This window comes from Telluria sp. LT2P34 (assembly GCF_059685915.1).
The window spans coordinates 359,729-379,792 of record NZ_JCASIN010000002.1; the positions used below are offsets into that span (position 1 = coordinate 359,729).

The 20,064-nt window shown below is 61.3% G+C and carries 21 protein-coding genes and 1 tRNA gene; 8 read left to right on the forward strand and 14 right to left on the reverse strand.

The features are described from left to right. Nucleotides 1-5 precede the first annotated feature (5 nt). The 7 genes from AC56KZ_RS07490 to AC56KZ_RS07520 form a co-directional block, all read right to left on the reverse strand. Complete coding sequence (locus tag AC56KZ_RS07490) at nucleotides 6-1,658, reverse strand: carboxylesterase/lipase family protein (protein WP_497161527.1); 1,653 nt, start codon at nucleotides 1,656-1,658, stop codon at nucleotides 6-8. Between the two features lie 9 nt (nucleotides 1,659-1,667). After that, nucleotides 1,668-2,390: an ABC transporter ATP-binding protein gene (locus AC56KZ_RS07495; RefSeq protein WP_497162122.1), complete on the reverse strand. Its 723-nt coding sequence runs from the start codon at nucleotides 2,388-2,390 to the stop codon at nucleotides 1,668-1,670. Nucleotides 2,391-2,410: 20 nt separating this feature from the next. Further along, the gene (locus AC56KZ_RS07500) at nucleotides 2,411-3,181 is read right to left on the reverse strand and encodes an ABC transporter ATP-binding protein (protein ID WP_497162123.1); all 771 of its coding nucleotides are present in this window, start codon (nucleotides 3,179-3,181) and stop codon (nucleotides 2,411-2,413) included. A gap of 2 nt (nucleotides 3,182-3,183) precedes the next feature. Further along, nucleotides 3,184-4,404: an ABC transporter permease subunit gene (locus AC56KZ_RS07505; protein WP_497161528.1), complete on the reverse strand. Its 1,221-nt coding sequence runs from the start codon at nucleotides 4,402-4,404 to the stop codon at nucleotides 3,184-3,186. A gap of 9 nt (nucleotides 4,405-4,413) precedes the next feature. Then, nucleotides 4,414-5,349, reverse strand: coding sequence for a branched-chain amino acid ABC transporter permease (locus AC56KZ_RS07510; RefSeq protein WP_497161529.1), 936 nt, complete (start codon nucleotides 5,347-5,349; stop codon nucleotides 4,414-4,416). 143 nt (nucleotides 5,350-5,492) lie between these two features. Further along, nucleotides 5,493-6,440, reverse strand: coding sequence for a 4-hydroxy-3-methylbut-2-enyl diphosphate reductase (gene ispH, locus AC56KZ_RS07515; protein ID WP_497161530.1), 948 nt, complete (start codon nucleotides 6,438-6,440; stop codon nucleotides 5,493-5,495). A gap of 14 nt (nucleotides 6,441-6,454) precedes the next feature. Next, nucleotides 6,455-6,910: an FKBP-type peptidyl-prolyl cis-trans isomerase gene (locus AC56KZ_RS07520; protein ID WP_497161531.1), complete on the reverse strand. Its 456-nt coding sequence runs from the start codon at nucleotides 6,908-6,910 to the stop codon at nucleotides 6,455-6,457. Nucleotides 6,911-7,069: 159 nt separating this feature from the next. Between AC56KZ_RS07520 and AC56KZ_RS07525 the strand changes: the two genes are divergently transcribed. The 5 genes from AC56KZ_RS07525 (at nucleotide 7,070) to AC56KZ_RS07545 (ending at nucleotide 10,161) form a co-directional block, all read left to right on the forward strand. Next, the gene (locus AC56KZ_RS07525) at nucleotides 7,070-7,549 is read left to right on the forward strand and encodes an RDD family protein (protein WP_497161532.1); all 480 of its coding nucleotides are present in this window, start codon (nucleotides 7,070-7,072) and stop codon (nucleotides 7,547-7,549) included. Between the two features lie 134 nt (nucleotides 7,550-7,683). Beyond that, nucleotides 7,684-8,355: a RadC family protein gene (radC, locus tag AC56KZ_RS07530; protein ID WP_497161533.1), complete on the forward strand. Its 672-nt coding sequence runs from the start codon at nucleotides 7,684-7,686 to the stop codon at nucleotides 8,353-8,355. Nucleotides 8,356-8,530: 175 nt separating this feature from the next. Next, entirely contained in the window at nucleotides 8,531-8,767 is a 237-nt protein-coding gene (gene rpmB, locus AC56KZ_RS07535) for a 50S ribosomal protein L28 (protein WP_497161534.1), read from the forward strand. Between the two features lie 10 nt (nucleotides 8,768-8,777). Next, nucleotides 8,778-8,948, forward strand: coding sequence for a 50S ribosomal protein L33 (rpmG, locus tag AC56KZ_RS07540; protein ID WP_182991897.1), 171 nt, complete (start codon nucleotides 8,778-8,780; stop codon nucleotides 8,946-8,948). A 151-nt stretch (nucleotides 8,949-9,099) separates the two neighbouring features. Next, nucleotides 9,100-10,161 (forward strand): lysozyme inhibitor LprI family protein, encoded by a 1,062-nt coding sequence (locus tag AC56KZ_RS07545; RefSeq protein ID WP_497161535.1) that lies wholly within the window; start codon nucleotides 9,100-9,102, stop codon nucleotides 10,159-10,161. A 58-nt stretch (nucleotides 10,162-10,219) separates the two neighbouring features. Here the strand turns inward: AC56KZ_RS07545 and AC56KZ_RS07550 are convergent, their stop codons facing one another. The 5 genes from AC56KZ_RS07550 to AC56KZ_RS07570 all read right to left on the reverse strand — a co-directional run bounded on the left by AC56KZ_RS07550 (nucleotide 10,220) and on the right by AC56KZ_RS07570 (nucleotide 15,364). Then, nucleotides 10,220-11,428 carry a DesA family fatty acid desaturase gene (locus AC56KZ_RS07550; RefSeq protein ID WP_497161536.1) on the reverse strand — a complete coding sequence of 403 codons (1,209 nt, stop codon included), beginning with the start codon at nucleotides 11,426-11,428 and terminating at the stop codon, nucleotides 10,220-10,222. A gap of 183 nt (nucleotides 11,429-11,611) precedes the next feature. Next, nucleotides 11,612-12,889, reverse strand: coding sequence for a mechanosensitive ion channel family protein (locus tag AC56KZ_RS07555; RefSeq protein WP_497161537.1), 1,278 nt, complete (start codon nucleotides 12,887-12,889; stop codon nucleotides 11,612-11,614). A gap of 14 nt (nucleotides 12,890-12,903) precedes the next feature. After that, nucleotides 12,904-14,214 (reverse strand): RsmB/NOP family class I SAM-dependent RNA methyltransferase, encoded by a 1,311-nt coding sequence (locus tag AC56KZ_RS07560; RefSeq protein ID WP_497161538.1) that lies wholly within the window; start codon nucleotides 14,212-14,214, stop codon nucleotides 12,904-12,906. A 30-nt stretch (nucleotides 14,215-14,244) separates the two neighbouring features. Continuing rightward, nucleotides 14,245-14,874, reverse strand: a complete 630-nt coding sequence (gene purN, locus AC56KZ_RS07565; protein WP_497161539.1) for a phosphoribosylglycinamide formyltransferase — start codon at nucleotides 14,872-14,874, stop codon at nucleotides 14,245-14,247. Nucleotides 14,875-14,965: 91 nt separating this feature from the next. Next, complete coding sequence (locus AC56KZ_RS07570) at nucleotides 14,966-15,364, reverse strand: barstar family protein (RefSeq protein WP_497161540.1); 399 nt, start codon at nucleotides 15,362-15,364, stop codon at nucleotides 14,966-14,968. A gap of 331 nt (nucleotides 15,365-15,695) precedes the next feature. Here AC56KZ_RS07570 and AC56KZ_RS07575 point away from each other — a divergent pair, with 331 nt between their 5' ends. The 3 genes from AC56KZ_RS07575 (at nucleotide 15,696) to AC56KZ_RS07585 (ending at nucleotide 17,215) form a co-directional block, all read left to right on the forward strand. Then, nucleotides 15,696-16,208: a glycine zipper 2TM domain-containing protein gene (locus tag AC56KZ_RS07575; protein ID WP_497161541.1), complete on the forward strand. Its 513-nt coding sequence runs from the start codon at nucleotides 15,696-15,698 to the stop codon at nucleotides 16,206-16,208. Between the two features lie 77 nt (nucleotides 16,209-16,285). Further along, the gene (locus AC56KZ_RS07580) at nucleotides 16,286-17,068 is read left to right on the forward strand and encodes a spermine/spermidine synthase domain-containing protein (protein ID WP_497161542.1); all 783 of its coding nucleotides are present in this window, start codon (nucleotides 16,286-16,288) and stop codon (nucleotides 17,066-17,068) included. 71 nt (nucleotides 17,069-17,139) lie between these two features. Beyond that, a tRNA-Lys gene (locus AC56KZ_RS07585) sits at nucleotides 17,140-17,215 on the forward strand. Nucleotides 17,216-17,332: 117 nt separating this feature from the next. On the opposite strand, the gene AC56KZ_RS07590 is transcribed toward AC56KZ_RS07585, so the two are convergent. Both AC56KZ_RS07590 and AC56KZ_RS07595 read right to left on the reverse strand, forming a co-directional pair. Then, on the reverse strand, nucleotides 17,333-18,343 hold the full coding sequence (locus AC56KZ_RS07590) for a T6SS immunity protein Tli4 family protein (RefSeq protein ID WP_497161543.1): 1,011 nt from the start codon (nucleotides 18,341-18,343) through the stop codon (nucleotides 17,333-17,335). Continuing rightward, the gene (locus AC56KZ_RS07595) at nucleotides 18,340-20,064 is read right to left on the reverse strand and encodes an esterase/lipase family protein (protein WP_497161544.1); all 1,725 of its coding nucleotides are present in this window, start codon (nucleotides 20,062-20,064) and stop codon (nucleotides 18,340-18,342) included. The genes AC56KZ_RS07590 and AC56KZ_RS07595 overlap by 4 nt, the downstream gene beginning before the upstream one ends.

The following is a 20,064-nucleotide window of genomic DNA, read 5'->3' on the forward strand; positions in this document are numbered from 1 at the left end:
CGCAATCAGAAGCGCACCATGCCCCAGGCGCCGCTGCATTGGTGGTCGGCGTCGAAGTCATCCAGCAGGGCAATGCCTCCGCCGGATGCCACATCCAGGCCGAGCACCGTGGAGGGCCCTGTAAACGACGGCCAGTCGGCCGCTACCCGGGCGCCGCTGTTCGGGTTGCCCGTTTTCGCGAAATTGGTCCAGTAGCGCGCCATGGCCGCCTGCAGCCGGCGCCGTTCGTCGTTGCCGAGCTCGCCCATGTTGTACAGGTATTGCAAGTCGTAGGAATGGGCGGCGCCTTGCGGGAAGCTGAGGGTGTAATCGCCCTCCGCCATGCCGACGGTGGGGAGGGCCGTGCGGTCGCGAAATTCGTACATCCACACCGGCGTGCCTTGCGCGGCGATGCGCTGGCACGTGCGCAAGGCCGGGCAGGCAAAGCCGAGGTCGGTGGCCATGGCTGCCGTCGCCAGGCTCGGCTGAATCGCCGGGTCCGCGCCGTAATTGGCCAAGGGATAGAAAGTGCTGAGCACGGCATCCACGTCGACGCCGGTGCCCGCCGTCAAGGCAGCGACCGTCGGGGCATACGCCGCTGCCGGCAGCGCAAAACAGGCATTAAATCCAGCATCAACGCCGGCATCCAGCGGGTCGACATGCGGCGGGCGGGCCGCCGCCCTGCGCGCGGCCTCGCCGATGGCAAGGTAGAGCGCATATTCGTCCCGGGTGCTGCCGATCACCAGCGGCACGCGCATGTTCTCGCCGGCCAGAAAACTCGCCTTGACCGGCTTCGGCAGCACCTTGCCGTCGACCGAAGGCACCATCACCGGCAAGGCGGCGGCCATGGCGTCGGCAAGATACCTACGGACGACGACGTCCGGCAGGCTGCGCAGACAGGCGGCGTCGATGTGTCCCGGGATGCAATCGACGCCGTCGACGCCGGCCGCCTTCGCGGCATCGATCGCCGCATCGACAATCGCGGCGCTGGCAGCGCCCATCTGCGCCGCCGTCAGCTGGCGGTCATTGCCGTAATTCCCGCTCTGCACGATGGCCTTGTGAAACAGGCCCTGCGAGCCGGGCGCGGCCAGATGGACCATGACGCAAAAGCCGCCGGCCGATTGACCGAGCAAGGTCACATTCTGCTGGTCTCCCCCGAAGGCGGCGATATTCTCCCGCACCCACCTCAAGGCTGCCTGCTGGTCCATGATGCCGTAATTGCCCGCCGCGCCGTCGACGGCCAGGGCCGGATGCGCGAGGAAGCCCATCGCGCCCAGCCGGTAGCCGACATTGACGACGATCACGCCCTGCGTGACCAGTGGCGACGGGTCGGCGTAGACCACCGCGCCACCGGTATGAAAGTTCCCGCCATGCAGGTTGACCATCACCGGGAACGGACCCTGCCCTGTCGGCGCATGCACGTCGAGGTAGAGGCAGTCCTCGCTGTCGCCCATGAGCCGAAACGGGCTGCTGCCGGTCTGCAGGCTGGGCGCCGCCGAGCGGGTATGCGCCAGCGCGGTGCTCCACGGTTGCGCGGGCGCCGGCGCCGCCCAGCGCAAGTTGCCAAGCGGGGGCGCCGCGTAGGGAATCGCGAAATAGCTGCGCATGTGCAGGCGGTCGATGGCCCTGACCCCACCGCCGCCGGTCTGTGCAATATCGGGCGCGCCAGGAAAGCTCATGTGCCCAGCTCATTCACCGAGATAAGCCGCCCGCACCCGCGGATCGTCGAGCATCGCGCGGGCGTCGCCGGTCATGGTGACCAGGCCCGAATCCATCACGTAGGCGCGGTGCGCGGCCTGCAGCGCCAGGCGCGCATTCTGTTCGACCAGCAGCATCGTGATGCCCTGCTTCGACACGTCGCGGATCACTTCGAAAATCTTTTCCACCATGATCGGCGCCAGGCCCATCGAGGGTTCGTCGAGCAGCAGCAGCGTCGGGTGGCACATCAGGGCGCGCGCCATCGCCAGCATCTGCTGCTCGCCGCCGGACAGGGTGCCGGCCAGCTGGGTCGACCGTTCCTTCAAACGCGGGAACACGCTGAACCATTTTTCGATATCGCGTTCGATTTCGGCCTTGTCGGTGCGCGTGTAGGCGCCCATCAACAGGTTTTCACGGATGCTCATGCGGGTGAATACCCCGCGCCCTTCCGGCACCATCGCCAGCTTTTGCTGCACCAGCTGGTGCGCCTGGCGACCCGCCAGCGGCTGGCCGAGATAGGAAATCGATCCTTCCACCTTGCACGACGGCAGGGTGCCGGTGATGGCTTTCAGGGTCGTCGTCTTGCCGGCGCCGTTCGCGCCGATCAGCGTGACGAGTTCGCCGCGGTTGACTTCGAGGTCGAGGCCCTTGACGGCCTTGATGCCGCCGTAGGACACCTTCAGCCCGGCGATTTTGAGAACGCTGCTGCTCACGCTGTTCACTAAGTCGCTCATCAGTGCGCGCCCCCGAGATAGGCCGCGATCACGGCCGGGTCTTTCTGGATGTCGAGCGGTACGCCTTCGGCGATGCGCTTGCCGTACTCAAGCACGGTGATGCGGTCGCACAGGCCCATCATCAGTTTCACGTCGTGTTCGATCAGGAGCACGGTCTTGCCTTCGTTCTTGATCTTCACCAGCAGCTCGCGCAGGGCCAGCTTTTCGGTGGCGTTCATGCCGGCCGCCGGCTCGTCCAGCGCCAGCAGTTGCGGGTCGGTGGCGAGCGCGCGCGCGATTTCCAGGCGGCGCTGGTCGCCATACGAGAGGAATTTCGCGGTGCGGCCGGCGAACTGGCCGATGCCGACGAAATCGAGCAATTCCTGGGCGCGCTGCCTGATCGCGGCTTCTTCCAGCCGCGCCGCCTTGTGGCGGAAGATAGCGCCGAAGACGCCCTGCTTCGTACGCACGTGGCGCCCGACCATCACGTTTTCCAGCGCCGTCATTTCACCGAACAGGCGGATATTCTGGAAGGTGCGGGCGATTCCCGCCTTGGCCACCGCATGCGGGGCCGAGGGCGAATACGCCTTGCCGGCCAGCTCGAAGACGCCGCTGTCGGGCTGGTAGAGCCCGGTGATGACGTTGAAGAAGGTGGTCTTGCCGGCGCCGTTCGGGCCGATCAGGCCATACACCTGGCCACGCTGGATTTGCAGGCCGACGTCGGTCAGCGCCTGCAGGCCGCCGAAGCGTTTGTTCACGCCCGAGACGTTCAACAGGAAGGGCTCGCGCATCGTCATGCCGCCGCCTCCTTCTCGCTCATGTCATCGTCGCGCGCCAGCGCCGCCGTCGGGCGGTCTTCGCGGTTTGGCGACGGCCACACGCCCGCCGGCCGCACCAGCATGATCAGCACCAGGGCCAGGCCGTAGAGCAGCTGGCGCAGCACTTCGGCTTCGATCACGACCTTGCCGAACACCGCCATCTGCGCCGGCTCGACGACGTGGCGCAGCACTTCCGGCAAGGCGGCCAGCAGCACGCCGCCCAGCACCACGCCCGGGATGTGGCCGATACCGCCCAGCACCACCATCGCCAGCACGGCGATCGATTCGGTCAGCGAGAACGATTCCGGAGAAACGAAACCCTGGAAGGCGGCGAACATGGCGCCGGCCACGCCGCCGAAGGAGGCGCCCATCGAAAACGCCAGCAGCTTGACGTTGCGGGTGTTGATGCCCATGGCTTTCGCCGCGATTTCGTCTTCGCGGATCGCGACCCAGGCGCGGCCCAGGCGCGAGTGCTGCAGGCGGCTGGTGACGAAAATGGTGGCGATGCACAGGAACAGGAACAGGAAATAATAGGCGTTCACCGAGGGCATCGCATAGCTGCCGATGTAGACGGTGGACTGCGACCCGGCCTCGCCGGCCAGCGAAACGCCGAACACGCGGATCGGGTCGATCATGTTGATGCCCTGCGGCCCGTTCGTGAAATTGATCGGGTCGTTCAGGTTGTTCATGAAGATGCGGATGATCTCGCCGAAGCCGAGGGTGACGATGGCGAGATAGTCGCCGCGCAGTTTCAGGGTCGGGGCGCCCAGCAGCGCGCCGAACAGGGCCGCCACCAGCCCGGCCAGCGGCACGATCGCCCAGGCCGACAGGTGGATGCCGTTGAGTGCGATCTCCGGGCCGAACATGCTGACCAAGGCAGCGCCGATCGCGGGGTGGTAGTTCACCACCGATTCGAGCAGGGCCGCGAACTGCGGCGACGAGAACAATCCGGCCAGGTAGGCCCCGACCGCGAAGAAGGCGATGTAGCCGAGATCAAGCAGGCCGGCGAAGCCGACCACGATGTTCAGGCCGAGCGCCAACATGATGTAGAGCAGCGCGATGTCGATGATGCGCACCCAGGAGTTGCCGTACATGCCGGCAATGAAGGGGAAGGCCAGCATCGCCACCAGCAGCAGGGCCATCGAGACGTAAGCCTTGCGCGGGTGGTGGTGGACGTCGAAAGTCATCAGAGCCATGGTATCCCCTTAAGCCCGGTCGGCCACGCGTTCGCCCATGATCCCGGACGGACGCAGGGTGAGCACCAGGATCAGCACCACGAAGGCGAAGATATCCTGGTAATGGCTGCCGAGGAAGCCGCCGGTCAGGTCGCCGATATAGCCGGCGCCGAGCGCTTCGATGATTCCCAGCAGCAGGCCGCCGATCATGGCGCCGTAGATGTTCCCGATACCGCCCAGCACCGCCGCGCAGAAGGCCTTCAGGCCCGGCAGCACGCCCATCGTAAAAGTGATCGAGGCGTAGTTGGCGCCCCACATCACGCCGGCCACGGCGGCGAGTGCGGCGCCGATGGCGAAGGTGGCGACGATGACGCTGTTCGAGTCGACGCCCATCAGGCCGGCCACGCGCGGATTTTCGGCCACCGCGCGCATCGCGCGGCCCATCCTGGTGCGCTCGACCAGCAGCACCAGCGCCACCATCGCCAGCGCGGCGAGCACCAGCAGCAGCACCTGGGTTTGCGAAATCATCGCCCCGCCGATCATGATCGGCTCGGACGACAACAGTTGCGGAAAGGGCAGCGGGTTGCGGCCCCAGAAGGGCATCGCCATGACGAAGGTCTGGAGCAGGATCGAAACGCCGATGGCGGTGATCAGGGGCGCCAGGCGCGGCGCATTGCGCAGGCGGCGGTAGGCGACCCGCTCGATCAATACGTTCACCAGTATGGCCGCCGGTATGGCGCCGAGAATGGCGAGCGCCAGCTGGAGATAGCCCGGCAGGCCAGGGAAATAATTCTCGAGCACTTGCAGGATCGACAGGCCGACCATCGCACCGATCATCAGGACGTCGCCGTGGGCGAAGTTAATCAGGTTCAGCACCCCGTAGACCATCGTGTACCCGAGCGCGACCAGTGCATACATGCTGCCTAGCACCAGCCCATTGAGTATCTGCTGGACAAAAGTCTCCATCGTTCGCTGCCTCGCTCTTCCAATAACAAAAACGGCACCCGGATGAGTCCGAGGTGCCGCCGCCATCATAACGAGATTTTTATCGAATTCACAATGGATAATTACCGCGGCGCCGGATTGGCGCCGAAAAGCCAGCCACGTCCTTACAGCACTTCGGGACGGATCCCGTCCAGGCCCTTGGGCAGCGGGAAGGTGACGTGCTCCTCGACGCCCTCGAGCGCGCGCACGCTGGCGCCGCCCAATTCCTTGAGGCGGTCGATCACGGCCTGCACCAGCACTTCCGGCGCCGAGGCGCCGGCGGTGACGCCGATGCGCTTCTTGCCGACAATCCAGGCCGGGTCGATGCCGACGGCGTTGTCGACCATGTAGGCCGGTGTGCCCATCTTGTCCGCCACTTCGCGCAGGCGGTTCGAATTCGAGCTGTTCGGGCTGCCGACCACGACCACGACTTCCACTTGCGGCGCCATGAATTTCACGGCTTCCTGGCGGTTGGTGGTGGCGTAGCAGATGTCGCCCTTTTTCGGCTCCGAGATGCCGGGGAAGCGGGCTTTCAGGGCGGCGATGATCTCGGCGGTGTCGTCGACCGACAGCGTGGTCTGCGACACGTAAGCCAGGTTATCCGGATTGGCCACTTGCAGCCTTGCCACGTCCTCCACCGTTTCGACCAGGTGCATGCCCTCTTCCGCCTGCCCCATCGTGCCCTCGACTTCCGGGTGGCCGTCGTGGCCGATCATGATGATCTCGGCGCCGCTCTTGCGCATCTTCGAGACCTCGACGTGCACCTTGGTCACCAGCGGGCAGGTCGCATCGAAAATCTTGAGACCGCGCGACTCGGCTTCCGCGCGCACGGCCTTCGAGACACCATGCGCCGAGAACACCAGCGTGTTGCCGGACGGGACGTCATCGAGGTTTTCGATGAAGATGGCGCCCTTGTCGCGCAGATCGGCCACGACATAGGCGTTGTGGACGATTTCGTGGCGTACATAGATCGGCGCGCCGAACTGCAACAGGGCGCGTTCGACGATCTCGATGGCGCGGTCGACGCCGGCGCAAAAGCCGCGCGGCTGGGCAAGCAGAATCTCGTTTTCCATCATCTTTTCCTTGATCACAAGACCGAAATCAGTTTGACTTCGAAATGCAGCGCCTGGCCGGCCAGCGGGTGGTTGAAGTCGAACAGGGCGGCGTCATCCTTCATCTCGCGCAGCATGCCTGCGAAGCGGCCCCCGCCGGGCGCGGCGAAGTCGACCAGGTCGCCCGCCTTGTAGTCGGCGCCGGGCACCGAGTTCTCGTCGAGCGTGGCTTTCGACACCCACTGCAGCAGCTCCGGGTTGCGCTCGCCGAAAGCGTCGAGCGGGCTCAGCGTGAACGTCCTGTGCTCGCCTTCCTCCATGCCGAGCAGGCGCTCTTCCAGGAAAGGCGCGAGCTGCCCTTGGCCAAGCATCAGGGTCGCGGGATTGGTGCCGAAGGTCGTGACGATGTCGGCGCCCTCGGCGTTCGCCAGGCGGTAATGCAGCGTGAGGTAGGCCGATTCGGTGACGACAGCAGGAGGAGCGTTGGACATGTTAATTGTTGTGACGGGCAAACCGCTATTGTAAGCCACCGCTGCCCTTCTCGCCTCGCGGCCGCTGCTTTTTATGGCAGCGGCGCCACGCTGGGCAAGGCGTGGTGCAATGGTGTTATTGTTTTCGTTTATCGAATGTACAAACTACAGGATCCGTCCATGATGAAACAGGAAGCAGAGCTGGAATACGCCGGTTTCTGGCTGCGCGTCTGGGCCTCGCTGATCGACACCGTTTTTTTGTTGCTCATTACCGTGCCGCCCTTGTTCGCGATCTACGGCAGCGCTTACTGGGAATATGAAGGCTATCTGCAAGGGCCCGCCGACATCCTGATCTCCTATGTCATCCCTGCCGTGCTGGTCGTCGTAATGTGGCGCAAGCTGGGCGGTACGCCGGGCAAGATGGCCATCGGCGCCACCGTCGTCGATGCCCGTACGGGCGCCGCACCAAGCATGCTCCAGTGCGTTGTCCGTTACGTCGGCTACTACGTGTCGCTGATCGGGCTTTTCCTGGGATTTTTCTGGATCGGCATCGATCCCCGCAAACAGGGATGGCACGACAAGATGGCGGGCACGGTCGTGATCCGGCGCAAACGTGGCGCCAATGCGCCGGTCAGTTTCGAGGCGAAGCCAGGCAGCTGACGCTCGCTCGAGCGCCTGTTCGCGCGCAGGGGCCGCACGTTTCGACTTCCTCAGTACGCCCTCTCCTGGTCGCCCGATAATCCGGTCTCACGCAGCCAGGCGTCCCTGCCGGCGCGTGCACCGAGTGAGGGATCATGGGCATCAATCATTGGCCGGAACAGGACCGGCCGCGCGAACGGCTGGCGCGCGAAGGGGCGGCGGCGCTGTCGAACGCCGAACTGCTGGCGATTTTCCTGCGCGTTGGCGTGCGCGGCCGCAACGCGGTCGAACTCGGCAGCCACATGCTCGACTATTTCGGCTCGCTGCAAAGGCTGCTGCACGCCACCCCGCAAGAGTTTTCACAGGTAAATGGCCTGGGACCGGCAAAATACGCCCAGCTGCAGGCGGTGATGGAGCTGTCGCGCCGCGCGATCTCCGAGGAATTCTTTCGCCAGGCGCTGTGCTCGCCGGACGTCGTCAAGAACTACTTGCGCGGCAAGTTCGGCTTGCAAGCCTACGAATCCTTCGTGGTGTTGTTTGTCGACGTGAAGAACCGCCTGATCGATTCCCAAGAAATGTTTCGCGGCACCCTGACCCACACCAGCGTCTACCCGCGCGAAGTGGTGGTGGCGGCATTGCGGCGCAATGCCTCGGGTGTCATGCTGGCCCACAACCATCCGTCCGGCGTCGCCCAGCCGAGCGAAGCGGACCTGACGCTGACCCAGGCCCTGGTCAAGGCCCTGGCCCTGATCGATGTACGAGTGCTCGACCATTTTGTGGTGGCGGGGACACAGGTGCATTCCTTCGCCGAGCATGGGCAGCTGTAAGGCTGCTGTTCAGTAAACTTTGTGAAAACAAGGCGCTAGCCACGATTTTACAATTGTTAAATCACGCGACATGCACAAGACACACTTGTTTTCTGCAAGTGATTGATTCCGCGATGGTTTTCACGCTATACTCTCGTTTTTCCGAATTCGGAAGTTTATTTTTAAGGAGTGCGCTATGGCACGTGTCTGCCAAGTTACTGGCAAGGGTCCGATGGTTGGCAACAACGTCTCCCACGCAAACAACAAAACGAAACGCCGTTTCCTGCCTAACCTGCAGAACCGCCGCATTTTCGTGGAATCCGAAAACCGCTGGGTCTCGCTGCGTTTGTCCAACGCCGGCCTGCGCGTCATCGACAAGCTGGGCATCGACGCTGTTCTGGTCGACATGCGCGCTCGTGGCGTTAAAGTTTAATTAGGGAGCTATCATGGCAAAAACTGGCCGCGACAAAATCAAGCTGGAATCGACTGCAGGTACCGGTCACTTCTACACCACCACCAAGAACAAGCGCACGATGCCGGCGAAGATGGAAATCATCAAATTCGACCCGAAAGCACGCAAGCACGTTCCGTACAAGGAAACCAAGATCAAGTAATTGGTCCTGGTGCCGTACAAAGAAAGCCGCCCACGCAAGTGCGCGGCTTTTTTGTTTATGCACCCTTGGTGACAATCTGTGCATTTCTGGCAAGATTAGCTGGGTATAGTAGCGGTGTCCCAAATCCGACACCCTCGACACCACCGTCACCATGCCCCGCCGCACCCACGTTCTTTGCCGCGCCGCTTACGCCGTCCTGCTCGCGGCCGCCCTGGGCGCGCATGCCGCCGCTGTGGAGGCCCCCGCCTATCCGAACACACGCGGATTCGGCGTCGGCTTCAATGACGGCGAAGAATGGTATCTCCAGTGCATGCGCGTTGCCCACCTTGCGCCGTCGCCCGCCTACGCCGCCACGCCCGTCCTCGATTTCTTGCCTACCAGGGCGACCGAGCACTACTACCGCAAGCGTGACCACGCTGCCACCACGGCAAGCGAATGGCGCCAGGTGCGGGAATCTGCGCTGGCGCTCGGCGACGACGCCGTGCTGATGATGTTGCATGCCAACGGCTACGGTACGGCGCGCGACGCCGATCGCGCCCTGTATCACGCCTGCCGCCTCGATACGGCCAAAGCCGAGATGGAAGCACGGGTCGAGCATCTTGCCGCCGGCGCCATGGCGTCCGACGGCCCGCCTTTCGACTTGTGCGATCACATCACGAGCGGGCGCATGGGCGGCGTCTGCACTTCCATCGACGAAGGCCGGGCCGACCGCGTGCGGCGCGTTCGCCTGGACCGGTTCGCCGCAAGCCTGGCGCCCGACGCGCGCGCGGCCTTCGCGCTGCTGCGCAAGGCTGCCGATGCGTTCGCCGAACAATCGACCGGCGAGGTCGACCTGAGCGGCAGCGGCGGCGTCGGATTCTCCTTCCGGCATGGTGGGCGACGCGACAACGAGTTCGTGGAAACCGTATTCAAGGCGGCGCGCGGCACACTTGCGCGCACCGACGCGGCGCAACTTGCCGGGCTCGACCGGCAGTTGGATGCGCACTACCGCAGGGTGCTGGCCATCCCATCCAAGAACGACAAGCACCCGGAGCGCCTTGGCTATTCGACGGTGGCGCGGAACGATGTGCGCGCCAGCCAGCATGCCTGGCTGGCCTACCGCGATGCCTGGCGCGCCTACCTCGCCACCGTGCGCCTGCCGGTCGACCCGGCGTCGGTGCAGGCCGAGCTGACCCGCCAGCGCATCGCCCAGCTCAAGCGCATGTCGGAATGAGGGACGAAAAAAAAGCTCCCGAAGGAGCCTTTTTCGTTTGCTGCATTGGTACGCGGTCTTATGCGTAGCTGCGCAGGCGCATCGAGAATTCCTGCAACGACTTGATGCCCGAGGCTTCAGCGCGGGTACACCAGTCCTGCAGTTGCTGGAGCAGCTGGTCGCGCGTGGCGTGCGAACGTTCCCAGATCGCGCCCAGCTCGACGCGCATGTGGTGCATCGTTTCCAGCGCCTTGCTGTGCTTGAAGAGCTCGACGAGCTGCTCTTTCTGCGACAGTTCCAGCTTGGCCGGTTCCTGCTGCAGCAGCTTGCGCGAAGACTTCAGGAACGGCTTTTGCAGTTCGGCCTTGTGCGTCAGATGCTCGAGTTCTTCGTGGAAAGCGCGCTTGACCGACTTGGTGTACTTCGCCATCACGTCGTAGCGGTTGGTAATCACCGATTGCAGAGTGTCGAGGTCGGCCACGATCTTGTCCTTGGCAAACTTCGGCTCCGGCGCAACTTTCTTCACCTTGGCCAGGCCCATCATTTCCAGGGCGCGGATATAGCCCCAGCCCATGTCGATCTCGTACCACTTGCTCGACAGCTTGGCCGAGGTAGCATGGGTGTGGTGGTTGTTATGCAGCTCTTCGCCGCCGATCAGGATGCCGAACGGGAAAATGTTGGTCGCCGCATCAGCGCAATCGTAGTTGCGGTAGCCCCAATAGTGACCCAGGCCATTGATGATGCCGGCCGCGGTAATCGGAATCCACATCATCTGGATCGCCCAGATGGTGATGCCGATGACGCCGAACAGCGTGAAGTTAATGAACAGCAGCGCGATCACACCGGCCAGGCTGTACGGGGTGTACACATTGCGCTCGATCCAGTCGTCCGGGGTGCCGTGACCATACTTGGCCAGGGTTTCCTTGTTCTTGCTTTCGACCTTGTACAGCTCGGCGCCCTGGAACAGGACTTTCTTGATGCCGCGGGTGACCGGGCTGTGCGGGTCTTCCTCGGTATCGCATTTCGCGTGGTGCTTGCGGTGGATGGCCGCCCATTCCTTGGTGACCTGGGCCGTGGTCAGCCACAGCCAGAAGCGGAAGAAGTGACTCGGAATGGCGTGCAGTTCCAGCGCCCGGTGCGCCTGGTGGCGGTGCAGGTAAATCGTGACACTGGCAATGGTGATGTGGGTGACGATCAGCGTGTAGATCACGACTTCCCAGCCGCTAAGGCCAATCAAGCCGGTATTCATGAATTCCAGTACGGAATGCAGCATGTTGCTAAAGCTCATTAAGGCTCCAAAATAATTGCTTGTCTAGGCACGCCGTCTTTCTGGGAGAAGGTCGCACAGGGTGGTCGAGGGGGACCACACCGCAGGCCATATTCTACGCACTTCCGATGACGCACGGCACGAGCGGGGCCGGAATGTGCACTTCCCGGAACAAATCTGCACGATAGCGTTAGCATATCTACACTATACAGGGGGCATTTGCAGCATTTGCGGCGGCAAACCGAGCCGAATCGCGCCTGAATGTACTAGCGCATAGATATTCTGGTTCACGGCGGAGATGACCGAACCGCCGCCCTTTTCGGCGTCGACGATCGAAAAGCCCAGTTCCAGCTCGTAGCCGGTCGGACCGAAAGCATTCAGTTGCACCGACGGCGCCGGGTCCTCGACGACACGCTCGACGCCGTCGGCCTGGCGCAGCAGCAGCGCCATGACGTCGTCGAGATTGCTGTCGTAGGCGACGATCAGGCGCGTACTCAGGCGCACGGCGCGGTTGGTGCCGAACTGGTTCAGGACGACACCGGTGATCAGCATTTCGTTCGGCAGCAGGGTTTGCGTGCCGTCCAGCGCCTGCAGCGTCGTGTAGCGCGTATTGATGCGGGTAACGCGCCCGGAATACTTGTCGACGGTGATCGGGTCGCCGATGGTCAGGCTGCGTTCGAGCAGGATAATGAAGCCCGACACATAGTTGCTGGCGATCCTCTGCATACCGAGGCCGAGGCCGACGCCAAGCGCCCCGCCGAAGACCGACAGCACCGTCAGGTCGAGCCCGACGAGACGCAGGCTGACCAGCAGCGACACCACGATCAGGATCGCGCGGCTCATGCGCGCCAGGACCACGCGCAGCGAGCTGTGCATGCGCTCGATGCCCATCAGGCGGTCTTCCAGCGCAGCGCCGGCCCACAGCGCCAGCATCATCAGGACCACGACCGAGACCAGGCCTTGCAGGATGCCGAGCAGCGAGGGACGTGCCTTCCCGATCGGCAGTTCCTTGTTTTCGAGGAATTTGATGATGTCCGGCCACATGCCGGTGAGATAAAGCGCAACGCCGACCCAGACGATGGTCGCCAGGATCTTTTCGGAGGTGTGCAGCGCCGGACCAATCTGGCCGTGGCGCGCAAACACGCGCCGCAGCAGATAAAAGACGATGCGGATCAGCGCCATCGAGCCGAATACCGGCAGGGCCACCCGCAGCAGGTTGACGTTCTGGTGTCTCTGCAGCAGAAGGATCGCCAGCCAGACGCCGCCGGTGATCAACAGCGGCGCCAGTACCCGGCCGAAGCCTTCGACGCCGATGCGCTGGATGGCATTCCGGGAATCGTCCTCATGCAGCCAGCCGCGCCGGATGAAGCGCGCCAGCAGCAGGCCGAACACGACCGCTCCCAGGATGGCCAGCGCCTGCCACAGGATACGGGGATGGCTGATGTCCTCGAGCAGTTCCTGCAACAGGTCGGTCAACGGCATCTGATTGGTGCTCCTTACTCTTCGTCTGCGGTGTCTTCCGCGGGCGCCGCCTTGGGCGCCTTGGGGACCATCGGTTTACGCTCGAGCACGGCGGCGAAGAAGCCGTCGGTGCCATGCTTGTGCGGCATGAGTTTGAGGTACTGGTCCATGTCGAGGTCGATCTTTTGCTCGGCCAGGACTTTGCTCATCGGCACCAGATCGAAATCCGGGTGCGCGGCCAGGAATTGCTCGACGATGAAGTCGTTCTCTTCGTTCAGCAGCGAGCAGGTGGCGTACACCAGGCGTCCGCCGCCCTTGAGCAGGCGCGCGGCGCCGGCGAGAATCGCAGCCTGCTTGACCTGCATCTCGGCCACGGCGCTCTCCGGCTGGCGCCATTTTACGTCGGGATTGCGGCGCAGCGTGCCCAGGCCCGAACATGGCGCGTCGACCAGCACGCGGTCGATCTTGCCGGCCAGGCGCTTGATCTTGGCGTCGCGCTCGTGCGCGATCAGGACCGGATGCACGTTCGACAGGCCACTCCGCGCCAGGCGCGGTTTCAGTTTCGCGAGGCGCTTTTCCGACACGTCGAAGGCGTACAGGCGGCCGGTGTTGCGCATCGTCGCGCCCAGGGCCAGGGTCTTGCCGCCGGCGCCGGCGCAGAAATCGACCACCATTTCGCCGCGGCGCGCGGCCACGATCTGGGCCAGCACCTGGCTGCCCTCGTCCTGCACTTCGATCGCGCCATCCTTGAACAGCGGCAGGTTTTGCAGCGTCGGCCGTTTCAGCACGCGCAGGCCCAGCGGCGAGTATGGCGTCGGCGTGGCGGTGATCGGCGCTTCGGCCAGCGTGGCGATGACTTCATCGCGATTGGCCTTGATCGAATTGACGCGCAGGTCCAGCGGCGCCGGCGTGTTCAGCACGGCTGCCAGTTCCTTGGCCTCGGCCTCGCCGTACTGGGCGACCAGCTTGTCGTACAGCCACTGCGGCATGTTGGCCTGCGCCAGCGGCGGCAGCAGGTTGCGGTCGATTTCCTTGATGCGCGTGAGGAATTCGTTTTCTTCGTCGGACAGGCCGCTGAGCGACTCGATGCCGACCGTTTCCGACAGGCCCAGCAGCGCCAGGCGACGCATCGACGGCGTGCCGCCAGTGCCACCGAACTCGGTGAAGAAGGTCTTGTTGCGCAGGACGGAATACACCGCTTCGGCAACGACGCCGCGCTCGCGCGAACCGAGGCGCTGGTGATCCTTGAAGTAACGCGACAGGGTGACGTCGGCCGGGGCCGTGAAGCGCAAGATCTCGCGCAATACCTCTTCGGTACTGCCGAGTATCGCTGGTGGCAATCTCATGAAAATCCTTGAATATATGAACTACTTGAATTAAATAGGGGTGGTGGCGAGCTGGGTGTCCGCTATGCGAACCTCGCCTTGTTCGATGCGCAGCCTGTCTTCGATGAACAGGCGTACCGCGTAGGGGTAGAGCTTGTGCTCCTCGAGCAGCACACGCGCCGATAGCGTCTCTTCGGTGTCGCCCGGCAGCACGTCAACGCGTGCCTGGGCGACCATCGGTCCATGGTCGAGCTCGGCCGTCACGAAATGCACGGTCGCGCCGTGTTCCTGCTTGCCCGCGGCGAGGCACTGGCCATGTGTATCGAGTCCCGGAAAATCCGGCAGCAGCGACGGGTGAATGTTCAGCATCCGCCCCGCATAATGTTCCACGAAGGGCGCCGTCAGTATCCGCATGAAACCGGCCAGTACCACGAGGTCCGGTGCGAAGCGGTCGATTTCAGCTTGCAGCGCGGCGTCGAACTCGGCACGTGTGGAAAAATGCTTGCTCGGCACGACCACGGTCGGGATGCCCTGGGCCTCGGCAAACGCCAGTCCTTTGGCCTCAGGCCGGTTGCTGATCACCGCGGCAATCCGCGCCGGCCACCTTTCCGACTGCGCAGCACGGACGACCGCTTCCATGTTGCTACCTCGGCCAGAAATGAGGATGACGATGTTTTTCATAGCGCGCATTGTACCGTATTGACCTGCGCCAAATACGACAGCGCCAGTACGGCCCCATAATCAGAAACCGGCCGCGGCCAGCTGCGACGGACTACTGGAACGAGTAAAAAACGCGGAACGGCACTTTCTTTTCGGCCCAGTATTCGGCCGCATCGCGGAACACGTCGAGCAGGGTCTCGCGTGCTTCCTTGTCGAATTTCTGAGTGTGGGGCAGTTGCTCGAGCACCACCAGGAAGCCGGGCTGGGGACCGGCGCCGGAAATCGTCTCGGTCAGACAAGTGCGCAGGGCGTCAAAATTCTTGCTGCAGGCCTTGGGGAAATAAAAGTTCTCGCCGATGCGGGCGCATACCTGTTGCTTGGTCAGCGTCGTGGCGCAATGCGCGTACAGGAAATGGTGACCCATGCGTACCGCTTCTTCCAGCAGTTCCGGCACGCGGTAGGCGCGAATAGCCTGCACAAGATTGGACGGCACTCTCATCAACAAACTCATTTTTCCCTCAAGTTGATTTGGTGTGTGGCCGGGGCCGACGCTGTTCTCCTAATCGTTTCCGCGCGCCAATAAATCACAAGCGCAAGGGTACTCTTTTGTGGTAACCGAAGCAACCCGAATGTGCCGGAATGCCGTGTTTGTGAAAGGATTCGCCGCTTTTCAGGCCTTTTGACCCCGATTTTTGGCATCTTTCCGTATTTTTGCGATTCTTGGCAGGAGTGCCCGGAGCCGTTACATTTTGTTGCCACACAGGGCCGCGAAACAGTCACAGCCGGATTAACATACGCGGGTGGACGTACCCACCAATCCTGCACCGACTACGAGGTCCCTCATGAACATGCCATCGAAACTACTGATTTCCGCCCTGGGGCTGTGCGCCCTCCCGCTTGCCCAGGCAGCGCAATTCGAAGACTTCGGACGCGTGGTGCGTGTCGAGCCGCGCGTCGAGCAGTTCAGCCAGCCGCGCCAGGAATGCCGCACCGAATACCAGCAAGTGCCGGTGCAGCAGCAGCGCGGCGCCGGTGGCTCGATCGTCGGCGGCATTGCCGGCGCCCTGCTCGGCAACCAGATCGGCGGCGGTAACGGCCGCGTGGCAGCAACCGCCGCCGGCGCGATCGCCGGCGCCGTGGTCGGCGACCGGGTCGAAAACAATGGCCGCCAGTACAACAACGGCGTCCAGGAACAGGCCGTGCGCCAGTGCCGCACCGTCGACGCCGTCGATTCGCGCACGGTCGGCTACGACGTGACCTACGAATACCGCGGCCAGAACCACACCGCCTTCATGCAGCGCGACCCGGGCAACCGCGTGCGCCTGCGCGTGTCGGTGGAGCCGGACCAGTATTAAGTTTGCCTCCGTTCCCGTTGCGCTTGCGCGGCGGGAACCCAACCGCTGATAATAGGGCGATTCCACCAGGCCGTCCTATGCTCATCAAACGCAAATCCATCGAACAAGCCGAATCCTCGCGCCGTCCCGCCCGCAAAGCCAAATTCGCCCCCGTCACCTTGTCCGAACAGGACGGCGTGCGCTATCTGCATTTCGGCACCGAATGGGTGCAAGGCGCGATGCGCATCCGCAAGCCCGACTGGCCGGAACTCGAATACGCGCAGCAGATGATGGCCTGGATGCTGTTCAAGGAAGCGCCCCGCAACATCGTCCAGCTCGGACTCGGCGCGGCCACGCTCACCAAATACTGCTACCGCCAGTTTCCCGAGGCGCAAGTGACGGCCGTCGAACTCAATCCTTCGGTCATCTCGATCTGCGTCACCATGTTCAAGCTGCCGCCAGAGGATGAGCGACTGAACCTGCTCGAGATGGATGCGCTCGACTTCGTGAACGACCTCGATAACCACGGCAGCCTCGACGTGATCCAGTGCGATTTGTACGACGCCACCGCACGCGGCCCGGTGCTCGACACACCCGAGTTCTATACTGCCTGCAGGGACTGCCTGGTCGACGACGGCATCATGACCGTCAACCTGTTCGGCGACCATCCGAGCTACAACAAGAACATCAAGGCGATGCGCTTCGCCTTCGCCCACGTGATCTGCCTGCCGGAAGTACACGACGGGAACGTCGTGGCCCTGTGTTTCAAGACCAAACCGGAACTCGACATCGCGGTCCTGGCCGCGCGCGCCGCGCAGATCGTGGCGACGACCAAACTGCCGGCCAAGTCATGGGTCAAGGGGATCGAGGCTGCGCGCTGAAGCGTGATGCACATGCGTCACGCCCGGCACTAGCGCAAACCCGAACCACCGGCTATAATCCTGCCTCTTTCGGGTCGTTAGCTCAGCTGGTAGAGCAGCGGACTTTTAATCCGTTGGTCGCAGGTTCGAATCCCGCACGGCCTACCACGAATTTGTTGCAGCAATGAAGGCGTCATGAGTGATCATGACGCCTTTTTTGTTTACTCAAGGCCTTCTATCAACTAGAAGTCTAGTCCAATCGTATTACTAAAGGACTTAGCTGATTCAAGAGTTAGCAGAGCGAAGTGAAGCCACGACTGAATCCCATAGGCGAATTGCTTCATCTTTTGATATCAACGTCTTCGTCTGTGACCCGTCTTCGAGTGGCTGCGCCGTTTCAAACGTCAGGTCGATACGCGGGGCTGCTTTACTAGGTAACGAGCGCATAGTCTCCAATGTAAATTGGAGTTCACTTGCATCTTCGTCCTCAGTTGTTTGCGCTGAACCCAGCCATTCCTGTGCGCGCATACCCCCAACAGTACGTTCGCCGGCGCGATACACCTTATGGCGAACGTTAAAAATCTGCAGCAATGACTCCGGCCCTGACATCCGTTTAAGCAATGAAACACTAGCGTCTGGGGCGTAGGTGTCAGTATTTACTTCGAATTGCGCGCCTTTGCCGTTTCTAAACAGAAAACTGCCTATCTCTGACCGGAAATCTCCCGGGATCTTGATTGTGCCCAGACAAAACTGTTTATTATTAGCTGCACTTCCCTCTTTATCCAATTCCTTAATTCCTTCGGCAAAGCGGATCAGCCTTTCCTCTGCAGCAAGATACCCATTTTGAAATGAATGCACGCGGGCAGTAACAACGCTGCTTCCGCGAAGCACAAAAATTTCGCTAACGTAAGCGTCATCGATTTCTTGAACACGAAACAAAGTAGCTTCATTACCTAGCGATCTCACCTCGCGAAGAACATTGACTGGGGAATCACTGGCACCCTCCAGTTCCGCCTTACGCTTTTGCAGCGTAACCGCAAACTTGGACGGTTCCATCCCGGCGCGCACTAGAACATCCATTGCTTCGTCCTCCGCAACAGCACTTTGCTCTTTGAAAATTCCAGTAGTCACTAAAGACGCGGTAAACGAGTTCGGCAACTCGATAACACTGCGTCCAATACAATGTTGTAATTTTCGCTCGTGACTCTCAACTTGCATTTTGATTCCCTCATCATTTTTTGAAGTACAACCAAAGACAATCATCAGCATTGTTAGAATTAATGGGATTTTCTTCATTCTTGATCAGCAAGCGCTGCCAGTTTGGTTATTGCGTAATGGGTTACTTGCTGAGCTATCGGGTAGTTTTTATAAGCTGGCTCGTGCTGTATTCCACCGAGCGAAAACTGTTGCAAGATGCTGCTCCCACCAGTTTCGCGTGGATTCCCCCCTGAGCGAGCTGGAACGGTCCCATCACCGGAGCTATCATGCCCGCCACACCGGACTTCCCAATGGCTGGTTTCAACAGCGATAGCAATTGCGACCGGCGAAATGGCGTGGGCAGTGGTTTGGGTAGTCTTTTCTCCCCCGATGTAAAGATTATTAGAACCGTCGGTTCTAATGTCGCGATGACTCATCGCTAGAATCGTACTTGATGGTGGACCAGCGGCAGAATCCATATGGAGATTTCCTCTCGCTATGCTCCAGCGAATCTTTGAAAAACTTTCCTTTCCAGACCCACCTCCGTAAAACACATAGCTCTTCTTATGATATTTGCCGGCAAGGCCACGGTGAAATTCTTTTGCTATCGCTATATTTTTAGAAAATACGTTCCAGCTAATCGGCGTTCCGCCCTCCGGCTTTAGCCATTCCTCATTAACAAGCCCCCACCATCTATTTCGCTCCAGGTAGATTTCTTTGTACGGGTCTGCAATTGGAAGCGACGCGATGGTTTTTCCAGTTGAATCAGTTATTTCTAACCACCCTCGCCCATAACTTTCTGAAGGTAAAAGTTGCAGTGCGCCCGGCGACTGCGCGAACACTGCGGTCACTTCCTTACCATCTGAGCCGATTACTAGCCCTGCCACGAAATCCTCATCTCTCATTCCGACTTTGCAACGTCTGTAAGCGACCGCCGCTCCAGTTGCCGGCATCACGCCGTGTACGACTCCTGCAATTTTGTCGCTCATCAAGGGGAGTTGACTACACGCCCGAGCAACCAACCCACCCATTGAATGCGTCACTAGAATTACTTGGGTGCACTCTATTTCTCCAATATTGTTGTCAGAAATAATACTCTCGATCCTTGCTTTTAGGTGTTTAGCTGCATCCTGATTAGAAGCAAGCCAGTTGTATCCAAAAGCATAGATTGGAAAGTTTGACTTGCATCGCTTGAGCAAGTCGTCTGATGTAATGGGATCGACTGAATAGCCCGCCTCTGCCACATCGGGCAAGCCGTGCATTTTCATTATTAAACCCGATTGCAAGCGCGTACCCAGCTTCTCCATGACCGTTGTTGGTTGTCGTACCGTTGAATTCGAAAAATCCGTCCAATTGGCTGGGTTCGGCTCGGCGTTTATTTTCTCGTCCAGCCAAAGGAGAAATTGGTGGTAACTTGCCTCCGAAACTTCACCCCAACCCCGATTCTTGTAGTGCTGTTCGGTATGGCCACCTGACGAATTGCGCGTTGGAACAGCTCCTCCTGCGTAGACTTTTGTACGACCGGGATGGAGAATTCGCTGTCGATCGCCAGCATTCTTTCTGGCCCATGCGGTGGCCAATTTAACCGGCACGCCTTTAACTCCATTTAAAAGCCAGACGGGCGTGTTTTTTAAGTTACAGAGGTTTGATCCCATAATTCCTGGGACGAAGATTATCGGTATTGTACGTGCCGGAGGCAGCCTCAACTTGACTGCATCAAGCAATGCGGTATCGGTAAGCTGCCAATCTGCTTGAAGTCGGCCATTTGCGCCAGGGTGCATCTGTTTGAAGCGTTCTTTTGCCCACTTTGAATAGTCCAT

Excerpts from the sequence above, each read along its gene's own strand:
- ispH (WP_497161530.1), bottom strand. The coding sequence starts at position 6,440 with ATGGAAAACGAGATTCTGCTTGCCCAGCCGCGCGGCTTTTGCGCCGGC.
- purN (WP_497161539.1), bottom strand. The coding sequence starts at position 14,874 with ATGAAAAACATCGTCATCCTCATTTCTGGCCGAGGTAGCAACATGGAA.
- AC56KZ_RS07550 (WP_497161536.1), bottom strand. The coding sequence starts at position 11,428 with ATGAGCTTTAGCAACATGCTGCATTCCGTACTGGAATTCATGAATACC.
- AC56KZ_RS07525 (WP_497161532.1), top strand. The coding sequence starts at position 7,070 with ATGATGAAACAGGAAGCAGAGCTGGAATACGCCGGTTTCTGGCTGCGC.
- AC56KZ_RS07570 (WP_497161540.1), bottom strand. The coding sequence starts at position 15,364 with ATGAGTTTGTTGATGAGAGTGCCGTCCAATCTTGTGCAGGCTATTCGC.
- radC (WP_497161533.1), top strand. The coding sequence starts at position 7,684 with ATGGGCATCAATCATTGGCCGGAACAGGACCGGCCGCGCGAACGGCTG.
- AC56KZ_RS07560 (WP_497161538.1), bottom strand. The coding sequence starts at position 14,214 with ATGAGATTGCCACCAGCGATACTCGGCAGTACCGAAGAGGTATTGCGC.
- AC56KZ_RS07505 (WP_497161528.1), bottom strand. The coding sequence starts at position 4,404 with ATGGCTCTGATGACTTTCGACGTCCACCACCACCCGCGCAAGGCTTAC.
- AC56KZ_RS07510 (WP_497161529.1), bottom strand. The coding sequence starts at position 5,349 with ATGGAGACTTTTGTCCAGCAGATACTCAATGGGCTGGTGCTAGGCAGC.
- AC56KZ_RS07580 (WP_497161542.1), top strand. The coding sequence starts at position 16,286 with ATGCTCATCAAACGCAAATCCATCGAACAAGCCGAATCCTCGCGCCGT.
- AC56KZ_RS07520 (WP_497161531.1), bottom strand. The coding sequence starts at position 6,910 with ATGTCCAACGCTCCTCCTGCTGTCGTCACCGAATCGGCCTACCTCACG.
- AC56KZ_RS07590 (WP_497161543.1), bottom strand. The coding sequence starts at position 18,343 with ATGAAGAAAATCCCATTAATTCTAACAATGCTGATGATTGTCTTTGGT.
- rpmB (WP_497161534.1), top strand. The coding sequence starts at position 8,531 with ATGGCACGTGTCTGCCAAGTTACTGGCAAGGGTCCGATGGTTGGCAAC.
- AC56KZ_RS07555 (WP_497161537.1), bottom strand. The coding sequence starts at position 12,889 with ATGCCGTTGACCGACCTGTTGCAGGAACTGCTCGAGGACATCAGCCAT.
- AC56KZ_RS07500 (WP_497162123.1), bottom strand. The coding sequence starts at position 3,181 with ATGCGCGAGCCCTTCCTGTTGAACGTCTCGGGCGTGAACAAACGCTTC.
- AC56KZ_RS07575 (WP_497161541.1), top strand. The coding sequence starts at position 15,696 with ATGAACATGCCATCGAAACTACTGATTTCCGCCCTGGGGCTGTGCGCC.
- AC56KZ_RS07595 (WP_497161544.1), bottom strand. The coding sequence starts at position 20,064 with ATGGACTATTCAAAGTGGGCAAAAGAACGCTTCAAACAGATGCACCCT.
- AC56KZ_RS07545 (WP_497161535.1), top strand. The coding sequence starts at position 9,100 with ATGCCCCGCCGCACCCACGTTCTTTGCCGCGCCGCTTACGCCGTCCTG.
- AC56KZ_RS07490 (WP_497161527.1), bottom strand. The coding sequence starts at position 1,658 with ATGAGCTTTCCTGGCGCGCCCGATATTGCACAGACCGGCGGCGGTGGG.